This is a genomic window from Citrobacter sp. Cc139, assembly GCF_030334645.1.
Classification (GTDB): domain Bacteria; phylum Pseudomonadota; class Gammaproteobacteria; order Enterobacterales; family Enterobacteriaceae; genus Citrobacter; species Citrobacter werkmanii.
This window is the reverse complement of record NZ_JAOWDM010000016.1, coordinates 19,316-33,220: the sequence shown is the minus strand read 5'-3', so window position 1 is coordinate 33,220 and position 13,905 is coordinate 19,316. Positions and strand designations below refer to the sequence as shown.

15 protein-coding genes are annotated in these 13,905 nt (G+C 56.5%); 2 read left to right on the top strand and 13 right to left on the bottom strand.

Going from position 1 to position 13,905, the window contains the following annotated elements; all coding sequences use genetic code 11:
* Position 1: 1 nt before the first annotated feature.
* From phnM to OGV69_RS00735, 13 genes are all read right to left on the bottom strand, one after another.
* On the bottom strand, positions 2 to 1,138 hold the full coding sequence (gene phnM, locus OGV69_RS00795; protein ID WP_069325129.1) for an alpha-D-ribose 1-methylphosphonate 5-triphosphate diphosphatase: 1,137 nt from the start codon (positions 1,136 to 1,138) through the stop codon (positions 2 to 4).
* Complete coding sequence (gene phnL / locus OGV69_RS00790) at positions 1,135 to 1,815, bottom strand: phosphonate C-P lyase system protein PhnL (protein WP_069325130.1); 681 nt, start codon at positions 1,813 to 1,815, stop codon at positions 1,135 to 1,137. Before phnL ends, phnM begins: the two co-directional genes overlap by 4 nt.
* A 107-nt stretch (positions 1,816 to 1,922) precedes the next feature.
* Positions 1,923 to 2,681 (bottom strand): phosphonate C-P lyase system protein PhnK, encoded by a 759-nt coding sequence (gene phnK / locus OGV69_RS00785; RefSeq protein ID WP_038636380.1) that lies wholly within the window; start codon positions 2,679 to 2,681, stop codon positions 1,923 to 1,925.
* Positions 2,678 to 3,469, bottom strand: coding sequence for an alpha-D-ribose 1-methylphosphonate 5-phosphate C-P-lyase PhnJ (phnJ, locus tag OGV69_RS00780; RefSeq protein ID WP_230592289.1), 792 nt, complete (start codon positions 3,467 to 3,469; stop codon positions 2,678 to 2,680). The genes phnK and phnJ overlap by 4 nt, the downstream gene beginning before the upstream one ends.
* Positions 3,470 to 3,515: 46 nt before the next feature.
* Positions 3,516 to 4,583 carry a carbon-phosphorus lyase complex subunit gene (locus OGV69_RS00775; protein WP_069325131.1) on the bottom strand — a complete coding sequence of 356 codons (1,068 nt, stop codon included), beginning with the start codon at positions 4,581 to 4,583 and terminating at the stop codon, positions 3,516 to 3,518.
* Positions 4,583 to 5,167 carry a phosphonate C-P lyase system protein PhnH gene (gene phnH / locus OGV69_RS00770; RefSeq protein WP_003031824.1) on the bottom strand — a complete coding sequence of 195 codons (585 nt, stop codon included), beginning with the start codon at positions 5,165 to 5,167 and terminating at the stop codon, positions 4,583 to 4,585. The genes OGV69_RS00775 and phnH overlap by 1 nt, the downstream gene beginning before the upstream one ends.
* Positions 5,164 to 5,616, bottom strand: coding sequence for a phosphonate C-P lyase system protein PhnG (gene phnG, locus OGV69_RS00765; RefSeq protein ID WP_069325132.1), 453 nt, complete (start codon positions 5,614 to 5,616; stop codon positions 5,164 to 5,166). Before phnG ends, phnH begins: the two co-directional genes overlap by 4 nt.
* Positions 5,617 to 6,342: a phosphonate metabolism transcriptional regulator PhnF gene (gene phnF / locus OGV69_RS00760; protein ID WP_069325133.1), complete on the bottom strand. Its 726-nt coding sequence runs from the start codon at positions 6,340 to 6,342 to the stop codon at positions 5,617 to 5,619.
* A gap of 20 nt (positions 6,343 to 6,362) precedes the next feature.
* Entirely contained in the window at positions 6,363 to 7,142 is a 780-nt protein-coding gene (gene phnE, locus OGV69_RS00755; protein ID WP_038636402.1) for a phosphonate ABC transporter, permease protein PhnE, read from the bottom strand.
* Positions 7,143 to 7,222: 80 nt separating this feature from the next.
* Positions 7,223 to 8,239, bottom strand: coding sequence for a phosphonate ABC transporter substrate-binding protein (gene phnD / locus OGV69_RS00750; RefSeq protein ID WP_038636405.1), 1,017 nt, complete (start codon positions 8,237 to 8,239; stop codon positions 7,223 to 7,225).
* 23 nt (positions 8,240 to 8,262) lie between these two features.
* On the bottom strand, positions 8,263 to 9,051 hold the full coding sequence (gene phnC, locus OGV69_RS00745; RefSeq protein ID WP_038636408.1) for a phosphonate ABC transporter ATP-binding protein: 789 nt from the start codon (positions 9,049 to 9,051) through the stop codon (positions 8,263 to 8,265).
* A gap of 132 nt (positions 9,052 to 9,183) precedes the next feature.
* Positions 9,184 to 9,630: a VOC family metalloprotein YjdN gene (gene yjdN / locus OGV69_RS00740; RefSeq protein WP_038636411.1), complete on the bottom strand. Its 447-nt coding sequence runs from the start codon at positions 9,628 to 9,630 to the stop codon at positions 9,184 to 9,186.
* A gap of 139 nt (positions 9,631 to 9,769) precedes the next feature.
* Positions 9,770 to 10,105, bottom strand: a complete 336-nt coding sequence (locus tag OGV69_RS00735) for a zinc ribbon domain-containing protein YjdM (RefSeq protein WP_003031835.1) — start codon at positions 10,103 to 10,105, stop codon at positions 9,770 to 9,772.
* A gap of 538 nt (positions 10,106 to 10,643) precedes the next feature.
* Here OGV69_RS00735 and crfC point away from each other — a divergent pair.
* Positions 10,644 to 13,001 carry a clamp-binding protein CrfC gene (crfC, locus tag OGV69_RS00730; RefSeq protein ID WP_227409121.1) on the top strand — a complete coding sequence of 786 codons (2,358 nt, stop codon included), beginning with the start codon at positions 10,644 to 10,646 and terminating at the stop codon, positions 12,999 to 13,001.
* Positions 12,998 to 13,891 (top strand): diguanylate cyclase regulator RdcB family protein, encoded by an 894-nt coding sequence (locus tag OGV69_RS00725; protein ID WP_069325135.1) that lies wholly within the window; start codon positions 12,998 to 13,000, stop codon positions 13,889 to 13,891. Before crfC ends, OGV69_RS00725 begins: the two co-directional genes overlap by 4 nt.
* Positions 13,892 to 13,905: the final 14 nt, after the last annotated feature.

The window sequence follows — 13,905 nt, the reverse complement described above, 5'->3', positions numbered from 1 at the left end:
GTCAGAATACCCTTTTGCCCTGACGCCAGACGTGGTCGATATGGATGTTGCCGCCTTTGCGATGTGCCAGCACCAGATCCGCCCGTTTACCTTCGGCAACAACGCCGCGATCGTCGAGATTCAATGCCTGCGCCGGATTGCGGGTCACCAGACGAATCGCCTGCGGCAGCGTAAAGCGGTTGGCGTCGTCATCCGCTACGCGAAATGCCGCGTCGAGCAGGCTGGCGGGGTAGTAATCGGAGGAGAGAATATCCAGTAACCCCAGCTCAGCCAGCTTATGCGCCGCCACATTGCCGGAATGAGACCCTCCGCGCACGATGTTTGGCGCGCCCATCAGCACGTTCATTCCGTGCTGGCGCGAGGCTTCAGCCGCCGCGAAAGTGGTAGGAAATTCGGCGATTACGCTGCCAAGTTGGTGCGATTCCAGCACATGTTCGCTGGTGGCATCGTCATGGCTCGCCAGCGCGATATTACGTTCGCGGCAAAGCTGGGCGATGGCGTTACGATTGGGCTGCGACCAGCGTGCGGCGAGGGCCAACTGTTCTTCTTCATAGCGGGCCATCTGCTCGTCGGTGAGCGAATACTTGCCCTGATAATACTCGCGGTACTTTTCTCGATTGGCGAACTGGCGCTGGCCCGGCGAATGATCCATCAGTGAAACCAGCGTCACCGGCTCGCGCCCGACCAGTTTTTCAAACAGTGGCAGGGTGGTGTGGTGCGGCAGTTCGCAGCGCAGATGCAGGCGGTGTTCGGCGCGATTGACCCCGCGTTTTTGCGTCTCTTCCACGGCGTTGATCATCTTCTCCAGATTTTCCAGCCGATCACCGCCGTCGCGTACGTCGCCAATCGCCACCGCGTCCAGCACGGTAGTAATGCCGCTGGCGACCATTAGCGCGTCATGGCTGCTCATCGCCGAGTGGGCAGGCCAGTCGACCTTCGGGCGCGGGGTGAAGAATTTATCCAGATTATCGGTATGCAGCTCAATCAACCCTGGCAGCAGCCAGCCGCCTTCGCCGTCTAAAGCCTCTGGTAGACGGCTCTGGGTTTCGGCAAAGGCGCGAATAACCCCGCCCGCAATTTCCAGCGATCCTTGCACCACGTCATCTTCCAGAACCAGCTTTACATTGTTGATAATCATGCTGTTGTTCCCATCAGGTGCAGACGGTCCGCTACGCGGTCGCGCACGGTTTGATCGTGAAAAATACCGACAATGGCTGCGCCGCGGGCCTTCGCTTCTTCGATCAGCGCCACTACGGCAGCGCTGTTTTTGGCGTCCAGTGAGGCGGTCGGCTCATCAAGCAGCAGAATAGGGTAATCGACGATAAACCCACGGGCGATGTTGACGCGCTGCTGTTCACCACCGGAAAAGGTCGATGGCGCCAGGTGCCACAGGCGTTCCGGTACGTTGAGACGCGTTAACAGGCTGGCGGCTTTTGCGGCGCATTCTTCACGTGATACGCCGAGATCCAGCAGCGGTTGCATCACCACATCCAGGGCGCAGACACGGGGGATCACGCGCAGAAACTGACTTACCCAGCCGATGGTTGAACGGCGAACTTCCAGCACTTTGCGCGCCGGGGCCTGCACCAGATCGACCCATTCATCGCTGTGGCGAATGTGGATGTGCCCTTCATCCGGCAGGTAGTTGGCGTACAGCGAACGCAGCAACGTGGATTTACCGCTGCCCGAGTGACCGTGCAGCACCACGCATTCGCCGCTTTTCACTGCCAGAGTGGCGTTTTGCAGCACTGGCAGACGTACGCCGTTTTGCTGGTGGAGCACGAAGGTTTTACTGACATTTTCAACGCGAATCATTTTTGCCTCGAGATTTTTTGCCGGATGGCGGCTGCGCCTTATCCGGCCTACAAAAGTGCGATCCAGGTAGGCCCGATCAGCGCAGCGCCATCGGGCACAACAAAAAATCAGTTCTGCAATACGGACGACACCAATAACTGGGTATACGGATGATGCGGATCGTCGAGCACGCGGTCGGTTAACCCACTTTCCACCACCTGACCCTGTTTCATCACCAGCAAACGGTCCGCCAGCAGACGCGCCACGCCCAGATCGTGGGTGACAATCACCACCGCCAGATCCAGTTCCACCACCAGGCCGCGCAGCAGATCCAGCAGTTTGGCCTGTACCGACACGTCCAGCCCGCCGGTCGGTTCATCCATAAACACCAGCTTCGGGTGGGTGACGAGGTTACGGGCGATCTGCAGGCGTTGCTGCATGCCGCCGGAGAAGGTGGTCGGCAGGTCGTCGATACGTGAGGCGGGGATCTCCACCTCCTCCAGCCAACGCTGCGCCGTGGCGCGAATGTCGCCATAGTGGCGCGCGCCGGTGGCCATCAGGCGTTCGCCGATATTGCCGCCTGCGGAAACCTGACGGCGCAGGCCATCCAGCGGATGCTGATGCACCACGCCCCACTCGGTGCGCAGCAGACGGCGGCGGTCGGCCTCGTTCATGTCGTACAACGAACGGTTCTGATACAAAATTTCACCGTTCTGTGGCGTCAGACGTGAAGAGATTGATTTCAGCAGAGTGGTTTTGCCGGAACCGGACTCGCCGACGATACCCAGCACTTCGCCAGGCCACAGGTCAAACGAGACGTCGCTGAAGCCTTTGCCCGGCGCGTAGAGATGAGTCAGGTTGTTGACTGAAAGCAGCGGTTGCGTCATTTGCTGAGAGCCTCACTCTGTTGGCGGCAGTAGTCGGTGTCGGAACAGACAAACATGCGTTTGCCGGTGTCATCGAGCACCACTTCATCGAGATAGCTGTGGGTAGAGCCGCAGATGGCGCAAGGCTCATCCCAGCTCTGCACGGTAAACGGGTGATCGTCGAAATCGAGGCTTTCCACGCGGGTGTAAGGTGGAACGGCATAGATGCGCTTTTCACGACCAGCGCCAAACAGTTGCAGGGCCGGCATCATGTCCATCTTCGGATTGTCGAATTTCGGGATGGGCGATGGGTCCATGACGTAGCGGTTATTGACCTTCACCGGATAGGCGTAGGTCGTGGCGATATGGCCGAAGCGGGCGATATCTTCATACAGTTTCACCTGCATGATGCCGTACTCTTCCAGCGCGTGCATGGTGCGGGTTTCCGTTTCACGCGGTTCAATAAAGCGCAGCGGCTCGGGGATTGGCACCTGGAAGATGATTATCTGATCTTCCACCAAGGGTGTTTCCGGGATGCGGTGGCGGGTCTGGATCAGCGTGGCGTCTTCGGTACGTTCCGTCGTCGCCACGCCCGTCACGCGTTTGAAGAAGTTGCGGATCGACACCGCGTTGGTGGTGTCGTCCGCGCCCTGGTCAATCACCTTCAGCACGTCCGGTTCGCCAATCACGCTGGCGGTAAGCTGAATGCCGCCCGTGCCCCAGCCGTAGGGCATCGGCATTTCACGTCCGCCAAATGGGACCTGATAGCCGGGGATGGCTACCGCTTTCAGAATGGCGCGGCGGATCATGCGTTTGGTCTGTTCATCAAGATACGCAAAGTTGTAGCCGGAGAGGTTAGCGGTCACGGGCGGCCTCCTGTTGCAGGCGTTTGAGCAGTTCCAGTTCGGCCTGGAAATCGACGTAATGGGGGAGCTTGAGGTGCGATACAAAACCCGCCGCTTCGACGTTATCCGCATGTGCCAGCACGAACTCTTCGTCCTGCGCCGGTCCCGTGACCGTTTCATCGTATTCGGCCGCCTGTAAGGCACGGTCCACCAGCGCCATCGCCATCGCTTTACGTTCGCTCATGCCGAACACCAGCCCGTAGCCGCGGGTAAAATGGGGAGATTCGTTCTCTGGCGCGACAAAGCCGTTGACCATTTCACACTCCGTCATCAGCAGTTCGCCGACGTTCACCGCAAATCCCAGCTCTTTCGGTACGGTTTCCAGTGCGACGTAGCCGCTGCGGATCTCGGCGGCAAACGGGTGGTTGCGTCCGTAACCGCGTTGGGTGGAGTAGGCCAGTGCCAACAGATAGCCCTCGTCGCCGCGCATCAGCTGTTGCAGGCGTGAGGCACGTGAGCACGGGTAAACCGGCGGCGTGCGAGTGATATCGTCGGGTGCGTCGCCGTTATCTTCTTCGCGTTTTGCCAGCCCCTGGTTTGCCAGCAGGGAAAAGACGTGCGGGGAGGCATCCTGCGTGTTATCCGCGCAGCGCAGCGGCGGCGTTTCACCATTGGCCAGCAGGGTAAAATCCAGCAGGCGATGGGTGTAATCGTAGGTTGGACCTAACAGTTGCCCGCCGGGAATGTCCTTGTAGACCGCGGAGATTCGGCGTTCAAGGCGCATTTCCGCACTGTTTATCGGTTCGCTGACTGCCACCTTTGCCAACGTCGTGCGATAGGCGCGCAGCAAAAAGATGGCTTCGACGTTATCGCCGCTGGCCTGTTTTAGCGCCAGCGCCGCCAGTTCGCGGTCGGCGATGCCGCCTTCGGTCATCACCCGATCGACCGCCAGGTTCATCTGCTGTTCGATTTGCGCGACGCTCAGTTCGGCAATGGTCTCCTCGCCCCGGCGTCGGTTTTCCTGCAGGGCGTGGGCGCTGGCTATCGCCTTTTCGCCCCCTTTGACAGCGACGTACATCAGCACACCTCCACATGAGTCGTTCGCGGAATAGCCAGCAGGCGTTCGCCGCAGGTGAGGATCAGATCGACCCCCAGCGGGAACGGATGCGGGCGTTCGGTGAGTTCGTGAATCAGGCATTCCGGCAGCTGCGGCGCGATCATGCGTTCCTCGGCGATACCGGCGCCGGTCAGACGCAGCATGCGTCCGCCGCTTAAGCCAGAGACCTGAACAATCAGCGTGGCGCTGGTCTCTGGCGCGACGGCGGAACCGGCGGAGAGGGCGTTTAGCTGTTCGCTGCTGATGCGTTCGTCGGCGACAGCAAATGCCGCCAGCTGTGGCTGATCCACCAGCGGCGCGTTGGTATGAAAACGCAGATTCTGCCGGGCAATATCGTTATCCATTGACGGCGCCAGCCAGACCGGCGTGTCGCCATCAACCAGCGTCAGCAGCACGCTGGTGGTTGCCAGGCCCAGCGGCTGCCAGCCATGTTTCAGTTGATGCAGGGCGACGATCACGCCCGGTTCACTCATGGCTTTCAGCAGACGACGAAAGCTCTGCTGCGCATCCTGAACGGGTAAATTAAAAGCGGTTTGTAAGGTCATGCGTTATCTCCGCGTACCAGCGTGAAGAAGTCGACCCGGCTGGCGTTGATTTCGGCACGGCGTGCGCTAATCAGCGCATCGCGTTCCGCTTCCAGCGGGACAATCAAGGTTTCCATTAAGCTTTGGAAATGCGTGTGTTCCTGCAGCAGGGCGTCAATTACCGCGCACTGCTCGGCATGGTGTTTGTTACGACCCAGCAGGTAGCTGTAACCCAGCGTGCCGCTCGTCAGGCGCACCACCGCGCGGGTGAGCGTGGTGTCGCCAGCAAAGAAGCGATTGCCGGTACCGCCCATGCGGGCCTGGATTTGCATCAGTCCGCATTCCGGTGCGCGGATAAGTTCATAGTCCGGCGTCAGTTTGAGCGCGTTGATGCGGGCGTTCAGCGCATCGGCATTGCTGTAAGCCAGCGCGCGCATCCAGCGCTGGCGGGTGGCGGTATCGAAATGCATTCAGTGCTCCATAGTGAATTCGATCATGTCGGCGCGGGTCAGGCTGACGGAGTATTCCGCCGCCTGTTCTTCGCCTTCACGGTGGTTCAGGGTGCGCACGCACAGCAGCGGCGCCATGTTGGGGATTTCCAGCACCTTGCTCTCTTTGGCCTGGGCCCGGCGGGCGCTGATGCGCGTTTGCGTGCGCAGGAGCGTCAGACCGGACTGTTCGCGTAAGTAGTCATGCAACGAACCGTTGTTAAAGCCCTGCAGCAGCGGCCACAGCGTGAGGTCGGAAAAATAGTGGTCGATTTGGCACAGGGCGATGCCGTTAACCCGGCGCAGAGTACGCAGGTGAATAACGTTGTCGCCTTCGTTAATGCTGAGCGCGTCGGCAATATGGCTGGAGGCCGGGCGCAGCACCGCCAGCAGTTTTTCGCTGGTGGGGTGGCTACCCTGGTCCAGCAGGTTCTGACTGAAACGCGCCTGGGCATTGAGCGGGTAATCAAACGGGCGCATCAGCACCAGCACGCCGACGCCCTGGCGACGTTGAACCCAACCGCGCTCAACCAACTGGTCAATGGCGCGGCGCAGGGTATGGCGATTCACCTCGTAGCGCGCGGCAAGCTGCTGCTCGGCGGGCAGATAGTCCCCGCAGCGATAATGTTGACGAAGCTCCTGCTCAAGTCTCGCGGCAATTTCCTGATAACGCGTTGGATAACTGGTCGGATGTGTAGACAAGTGCATAGCAATCAATGCCTCGTTAATCAGATAAAGTGCTTACGCAAACGCTGGGAAAGGAAATCCAGCAGGCTGACGGTGACGATGATTAACACCATCAGGGCGCAGGTTTGCTGGAACTGGAAGCCGCGGATCGCCTCCCATAAGGTCACGCCGATACCGCCTGCGCCCACCATGCCGACCACCGTGGCCGAGCGAACGTTGGACTCAAAACGGTACAGCGAGTAGGAGATCAGCAGCGGCATCACCTGCGGCAAAACGCCGTAGAGGATCTCTTCAATTTTGTTGGCCCCGGTGGCGCGAATACCTTCTACCGGGCCCGGTTCAATGGCTTCTACCGCTTCGGAAAGCAGCTTGGAGAGCACCCCGGTAGTGTGGATAAACAGCGCCATCACCCCGGCGAACGGACCTAAGCCGACGGCGACCACGAACAGCATGGCGAAGACCATTTCGTTGATGGCGCGGCAGGCGTCCATCGCTCTGCGCATTGGCTGGTAAATCCACCACGGCACGAGGTTATCGGCGCACATCAGGCCGAAAGGAATCGACAGCACCACGGCGAGGGCGGTACCCCAGACGGCGATTTGCAGGGTGACGGCCATTTCACCGAGATAGTCCTGCCACTGGCTGAAGTCCGGCGGGAAGAAGTCGGCGGCGAAGGTCGCCATATTGCCGGAATCCTGGATCAGCGTGAGCGGAGCCATTTCGGCACCTTTCCACGAGACCACCAGCACGGCGAGAAGAATGGCCCAGCTCAGTAGCGAGAACCAGCTACGTTTGGGCGGGGCGACGGTGATGGTTTGCATGTTTAGCTCCGTTGGTACGTGTCTTTGCGTGGTAGGCCGGATGGCGCTGCGCTTATCCGGCCTACAATCCGCTCTACAAATCACTGCACCGCTTTGGTGACGCTGGTCATAGCGCCCAGCGCGGCGGTCAGACGGTCCAGATCGTCGAGCTGCGCTTTCAGCGCCGAGGTTTTGCTGGCTTTCTGTTCCTCGTTCAGCCCTTTGTTGTCCTTCACGCCCTGCATCTCTTTAAACAGCGCCAGTTGACGAATTGGCACCAGTTGCAGGTCGCTGGAGGCACGGAACGGCGCCCAGCCCAGGCGTTCAAGTACGGTTTTCTGTTCCGGCGTTTTGCCGTAGTTCATAAAGAAGTCGTACACCTTGTCCTTGGTGGTTTCGGAGAGGTTTTTACGCCAGACGATCGGATCGCCCGGGATCAGCGGTGACTTCCAGATCACCTTCAGCTCTTTCAGTTTTTCCGGTGCGGAAGTTTTCAGTTTGTCGAGGTTTTCGGTGTTGTTGGTGGCGACATCGACCTGCTTGTTGGCGACGGCCAGCGCGTTGGTTTCGTGTCCGGCGTTAACGGTGCGTTTGAAATCACTGGCGGAGATGTTGTTTTTGGCGAAGACGTAGTAACCGGGGACGAGGAAGCCTGACGTGGAGTTGGGATCGCCGTTGCCGAAGGTCAGATCTTTACGTTTGGCGATCAGATCGTTCAGGTTGTTGATCGGACTATCTTTGTTAACGATCAACACGCTCCAGTACCCCGGGGATCCGTCGGCGGCGACGGTCTGGGCAAACACTTGTCCGTTAGCGCGATCCACCGCTTCCATTGCCGAGAGGTTGCCGTACCAGGCGATATCGACTTTGTTAAAGCGCATTCCCTGGATGATCCCGGCGTAGTCCGGGGCGAAGAAGGCGTTCACTTTCACGCCCAGTGACTTTTCCATGTCCTTCAGGAACGGTTCCCACTGCGGCTTCAGGTTTTGCTGTGATTCGGTCGAAATAATGCCAAAGTTCAGCGCTTTTTCCTGCTCTTCGGCATGGACCGGGCTGAGCAGGGTGCTGAGACTAAACATGCTGGTAAAGGCCAGCGCGGCAACTGTCTTATAGCTCATTTCCATTCCTCATTGTGGGGATGTCAGGCAGCCTGCGCGTTCTGTTCGACGCGGTTCATGCTGCGGTAGAGATGGTCAAAACGATCGTTATCAAAATGCTGGCTGCTGCCGTCAAAGAAGACATTGCCCTGGCGCAGCGCGACGATGCGTTCGCAATAGCGCAGGGCGTAATCCACCTGGTGCAGCGTGACGACCACGGTGATGCCGTCGGTCTGATTAATGTCGCGCAGGGTATCCATTACGATGCGTGCGGATTCCGGGTCCAGCGAGGCAATAGGCTCGTCGGCCAGGATCACTTTGGCCTGCTGCATCAGCGCCCGGGCGATAGCGACGCGCTGCTGTTGCCCGCCCGAAAGCGTGGAAACGCGCTGATACGCAAAGTGCGCCATGCCAACGCGGGTCAGCGCCTGGAGCGCGCGCTGTTTCTGCTCCTGACTGAACCAGCTAAAACAGGTGCGCCAGAATGGCGTGCTGCCGAGCGCGCCAATCAGGACGTTCTCCAGTACTGTCAGACGGTTAACCAGATTGAACTGCTGGAAGATATAGCCGGTGTGGGCGCGGCTTTGGCGGATATCACGTGCCAGACGACCTTCGTGTTGGACGGTGCGACCCAACAGCTCAACATGGCTACCGGGCGATTTATCCCCGGTGATCAAACCGCTTAAATGACGTAAAAGGGTGGATTTGCCGGAGCCAGACGGCCCAAGCAGAGCCACCATCTCACCGGAACAGATGCTCAGATCAACCGCATTGAGCGCCTGATGCTGGTTGAAGGATTTGGAGAGTTTCTCGACGCGGATAATCGTTTGCATGATGCGGCCTCCCTAAAAAAGTGGCCCCATCGTGGCGGATCAATGTGACGTTTTCGTTAAGGGATGGTTACTCAACAATGAAGAGTTGAGCGATTTTTGATGACAGTACGGGAGGACAAGCCTCCCGTTGGATTACTCGGTAGGTTGCTGCTGTTTGACGACGTTGATCATCCACGGTACGCCATACTGGTCGCTCACTTTACCAAAACCGTGGGCCCAGAAGGTTTCCTGCCAGTCCATTTCGATTTTTCCGTTTGCCGCGAGGTTATCAAACCAGCGCTTGCCTTCGTCGACATTTTGCGTGTCGAGCACCAGCGTGAAGCCAGAGTAGTGGGCATTTCCATCGGGGGCGCTATCGCTCATCATAATGTCGCTGCCCGCAACGCGCAGGTTGGCGTGGGCGATAGCGGTATCGGGGAATTTCATTCCTGAAGGGCAACCTTCTTCACTGTCCTGCGCCGATTTGGGCATTTCACCGAAGTTGATTTTGTAGAGCAGCTCGGCGCCTAATGTTTTTTGGTAGTAGGCGATGGCGTCTGCGCAGTTGCCTGCAAAGGAGATATAGGGACTTAACGGCATGATCTTTACCTCAGGTAAAAGAAACCCGTTAAGTGTAGTTAGCGTCTGCAAAAATAAACCAGGCGGGAAGTATGAGCTTCCCGCCTGGCAGATGAGCTGACACAGGCCTGATTAGCGCAGCGCCATCAGGCAATTTGCATCAGTTCTTTTTCACAAACTCTGATTTCAATTTCATTGGGCCAAAGCCATCGATTTTGCAATCGATGTTGTGGTCGCCTTCCACCAGACGAATGTTTTTTACTTTGGTACCAATCTTCAGCATTGAAGAGCTACCTTTTACCTTCAGGTCTTTCACTACGGTAACGCTGTCGCCGTCGGCCAGCAGGTTGCCGTTAGCATCTTTAACGATAAGTTCGTCGCTGTCCTGAGCCGGTTCAGCATCGTTCCATTCGTGAGCGCATTCCGGGCAGATGAACATGCCGTTATCTTCGTAAGTGTATTCGGAGTTGCATTGTGGGCAGTGTGGTAATGACATGTGGATTTCCTCAAAAGTCAGCAGGGGCAAATGCGCCCAAAAAATGGCAGATTGCCGAAAAAGGCCGCAATTATACATAAAATCCCTGCTTTTGTCGGGACTACTGCGCGATAAAGCAAAATGATCTGCTGTAAAGATCCTTTGCTTTCACAGCAATGAAGTATGGCGCAATATTTTTTAAGGGAAATTGCTACGCCAGGCTATTTAAGATAAGGTGAGGCGAAATAACTGATATTTATAGGTAACACCGCTTACGGGTGTCTACGTCCTGATGGTTGAATATCTCCTGCCCCCTTAATTTTAGTAGGGGAATTCAGCGGGTATTCTTTAAAACTGAACTACGCTGTTTATCTTTCTTACTTATTACATAAGTGAGAGGCATCAGGCCAGCGGTTATATGCCAAATTTATTTTAATAATATCAATTGGTTGTTTCGATTTTAATTATTTCCACACGTAATTATAAAAGCCGAAAATCTATAAATAAAACGATTAGGCTAAATAAAAGTAATGCCATTTGCGTTAAGGAAAAATTTTCCATGCACACACAGACAATATATGAATTAAGTCAGGAAGCTGAACGCTTGCTGATGCTCTCTCTTGAACATCTCCGGCAATTACAAAAATTGCCCATCACGTCGTTGGATGATGTCGCGCTGCAACATGGAGAGCATAGCAGACAGGTTGTTCAGCCCCTGCATTTCAGCGCGCGTGGTATGGATGCCCAGCAGGCGACGCTCAATAATGAGCTGCGCAAGATTACGCGTCTGGAAATGGTGCTGGCCATCGTTGGCACCATGAAAGCGGGAAAATCGACGACGATTAACGCGATTGTCGGCACAGAAGTTTTACCTAATCGTAATCGTCCGATGACGGCGTTACCGACGCTTATTCGCCATACGCCGGGGCAGAAAGAGCCGGTGCTGCATTTTTCGCATGTCGCGCCGATCGAAGCCTTAATGAAGGTTTTACAGCAGCGCATGCGGGCATGCGATCGCCAGCGTCTTACGCAGACGCTGGAAATTGATAAGGATATGAACGTCCTGCTGCAGCATATTGAAAACGGCGTGGCATTTGAACGGTATTATCTTGGCGCACAGCCTATTTTCCATTGTCTTAAAAGCCTGAATGACCTGGTGCGTTTGTCAAAAGCGCTGGAGGCTGATTTTCCTTTTGCCGCCTATGCCGCGATTGAGCATATTCCGGTTATCGAGGTCGAATTTGTCCATTTGGCCGGACAGGCAAGCTATCCGGGGCAATTAACGCTGCTGGATACGCCGGGGCCGAACGAGGCCGGACAACCGCACTTACAAAAAATGCTGAATGAACAGCTGGCGCGGGCTTCTGCGGTCCTGGCGGTAATGGATTACACCCAACTGAAGTCGATTTCTGATGAGGAAGTCCGTCGGGCGATTATGGCGGTCGGGAAAACCGTGCCGCTGTTCGCGCTGGTCAACAAATTCGATCAGAAAGACCGCAACAGTGATGATGAAGAGCAGGTGCGGGCTTTGATTTCCGGCACGCTGATGCAAGGCGGAATCACCCCTGAACGAATCTATCCGGTTTCCTCGATGTGGGGCTATCTGGCGAACAGAGCGCGTCATGAGCTAACCACCCGCGGGCGGTTGCCGGATCATCAGGTGCAACGCTGGGTACAGGATTTTGCCGAAGCGGCGCTGGGCAGGCGCTGGCGTACCACCGATCTTGAGGATACGGAGCACATCCGTCATGCCGCCGATTTACTGTGGGAAGATTCGTTGTTTGAGCAGCCGATCCAGAACGTGATTCATGCCGCTCACGCCAATGCTTCGCTGTATGCGTTACGTTCCGCGTCGCATAAGTTATTGAACTATGCGCAAAGCGCGCACGAATATCTGGAGTTTCGCGCCCACGGATTAACGGTGGCCTATGAAAAACTGCGGCTGAACATTACGCATATTGAAGAGGATATGCAGCAGTTACAGGTGAGCCAGGGGCGAGTGAGCGATGAAGTTAACCATGAGGTAGAACTGGCGCTGGCATCTGCCGCGACCTATCTCAATGAGCAACAGACTGAGATTCTGTGCGGCATCAATACGTTTTTTGTCAAAGAAAACGTCCTGATGATGTCACCGCACGGCCAGGGATCAGGCGCTATAACGGCTGAAATGGCGGGTGAAATGCTGGTGCTGCATGACGAAGGGCAGGCAAAAATCGTCTTAGATAAAATGCGCTCGTCCTGTGAAGGGGTATTGCTGGCAGCCCAGGAGAGCATTAGCCGGGATTTAGCGCTACGTTTTGAGCAGCTTGAGTCGACCCTGTCCCGGGCACTCAATGACGCTATGCGGCCTATTGAATTGCGGGTGAAAGAGGAGCTGAATCACGCCGGATTTCGTGCGCGGATCCGTTTTCCGGCCTTTCATGCGGCGATGTTTAATTTTAATACCCGCCAGCTATTTAATGAGGCTATTGAACAGGATATTCCGGCGGAAAATACGTCGTCTACTGGCGGTGTGGTGCGTGACACTTTCTCCCGTTGGCTGAACCAACCCAACTGGGGATGGAATGATTACGTCGAAACAAAAACGCGTTATCTCATTGATATGGGCGCGCTGCACAAGAGCCTTGTGCATTACGTTACCCAGTTTTGCCAACAAATTCGTAAAGCTTTAGTTGCTCAGGTCGATATTTCCGTTACGGCAGGCATGGCCACGTTTTTTGCTGATTTTTCGCAGTGTCTGGCGCAATTACAGGCGAGCCTGCGTGAGAGCCTGACCCTGCGCCAGCAAAATGAGTCTGCGGTGAATGCGTTGAATGAACAATTACAGCACCGTATTACGACGGCGGCATGGCTTTATGAAGATTCCCGCTTGCTGCGCGACGATATCAACACCCTTTTTGCATCTGAGCACACATGACTAACGTGTTACTGGAAGGCCCCGGGCGGACGCTGGAGTGTGTCTACCCGAAGTTTATGGTCGATCTGGTTCAAGGAGATGAAACCAAACGTTCCGGCGGTTTTCTGCAACAGCAGCAGCGGCTGCGTGCGCGCCTGACGCAGGAGGTGCTATCCCAGACGCAACTTCGGGCGTGGGTGATGGCGGGAGTGTCCAGCGAGCATCTGGTGATGCGTCTGAAGCTGGTGGAGAAGTTGGCGGGCATGATCGACCCGGGCCATCTGGCGCTGGTGCGCATCGCCGAACGGCTAATGTTTTTGCAACAGACCGAACATCCGCGGGGGCTGTCCACCCCCGGTCTCATACAGCAGATAAATTCGCTTACGGACTGGTTCACTCAACGCGGTGCGTATAAGGAGAAGGCATTGACGCAACGCGGCCTGACGGTTCAGGCGGGCGAACACAGCGAGCAAATTTTTACCCGGTGGCGGGCTGGGGCGTATGACGGCTGGTCGTTACCCGGACGCTGTTTTGTCGCGCTGGAAGAACTGCGCTGGGGAGCTTTTGGTGACGCCTGCCGATTAGCGAATGCCGATGTGGTCTCAATGCTTAAAGACAATCTGCGCATCATGGCAGCTCAGACGCTGGCAGACAGCGTGAATGCGGCGCCCGCTACGCGTCATTATTATCATCATTGGCTCAGCGCGCCGACGGTTGGCGGCTCGGGCGAGCACAACGATATGTTGAGTTGGTTAGGCGACTGGTGTGATGCACAGCGCCATCCGGTGAGCTGGTCGGTGACGCAGCGATGGCAGAATGTGGCGTTGGGAATGCCGCGATTGTGTTCGGCGAAACGGCTGGCTGATGCGATGGTTGAGGAGATTTTTGCACCGTCCCCACTCATCAATTGAGCAGGGACGGTCAG

Coding starts and splice junctions, on each gene's coding strand:
- phnF (WP_069325133.1), bottom strand. CDS start 6,342: ATGCACTTGTCTACACATCCGACCAGTTATCCAACGCGTTATCAGGAA.
- OGV69_RS00725 (WP_069325135.1), top strand. CDS start 12,998: ATGACTAACGTGTTACTGGAAGGCCCCGGGCGGACGCTGGAGTGTGTC.
- phnE (WP_038636402.1), bottom strand. CDS start 7,142: ATGCAAACCATCACCGTCGCCCCGCCCAAACGTAGCTGGTTCTCGCTA.
- phnH (WP_003031824.1), bottom strand. CDS start 5,167: ATGACCTTACAAACCGCTTTTAATTTACCCGTTCAGGATGCGCAGCAG.
- phnL (WP_069325130.1), bottom strand. CDS start 1,815: ATGATTCGCGTTGAAAATGTCAGTAAAACCTTCGTGCTCCACCAGCAA.
- phnC (WP_038636408.1), bottom strand. CDS start 9,051: ATGCAAACGATTATCCGCGTCGAGAAACTCTCCAAATCCTTCAACCAG.
- phnK (WP_038636380.1), bottom strand. CDS start 2,681: ATGACGCAACCGCTGCTTTCAGTCAACAACCTGACTCATCTCTACGCG.
- OGV69_RS00735 (WP_003031835.1), bottom strand. CDS start 10,105: ATGTCATTACCACACTGCCCACAATGCAACTCCGAATACACTTACGAA.
- yjdN (WP_038636411.1), bottom strand. CDS start 9,630: ATGCCGTTAAGTCCCTATATCTCCTTTGCAGGCAACTGCGCAGACGCC.
- crfC (WP_227409121.1), top strand. CDS start 10,644: ATGCACACACAGACAATATATGAATTAAGTCAGGAAGCTGAACGCTTG.
- OGV69_RS00775 (WP_069325131.1), bottom strand. CDS start 4,583: ATGTACGTCGCTGTCAAAGGGGGCGAAAAGGCGATAGCCAGCGCCCAC.
- phnJ (WP_230592289.1), bottom strand. CDS start 3,469: ATGATCCGCCGCGCCATTCTGAAAGCGGTAGCCATCCCCGGCTATCAG.
- phnM (WP_069325129.1), bottom strand. CDS start 1,138: ATGATTATCAACAATGTAAAGCTGGTTCTGGAAGATGACGTGGTGCAA.
- phnG (WP_069325132.1), bottom strand. CDS start 5,616: ATGCATTTCGATACCGCCACCCGCCAGCGCTGGATGCGCGCGCTGGCT.
- phnD (WP_038636405.1), bottom strand. CDS start 8,239: ATGAGCTATAAGACAGTTGCCGCGCTGGCCTTTACCAGCATGTTTAGT.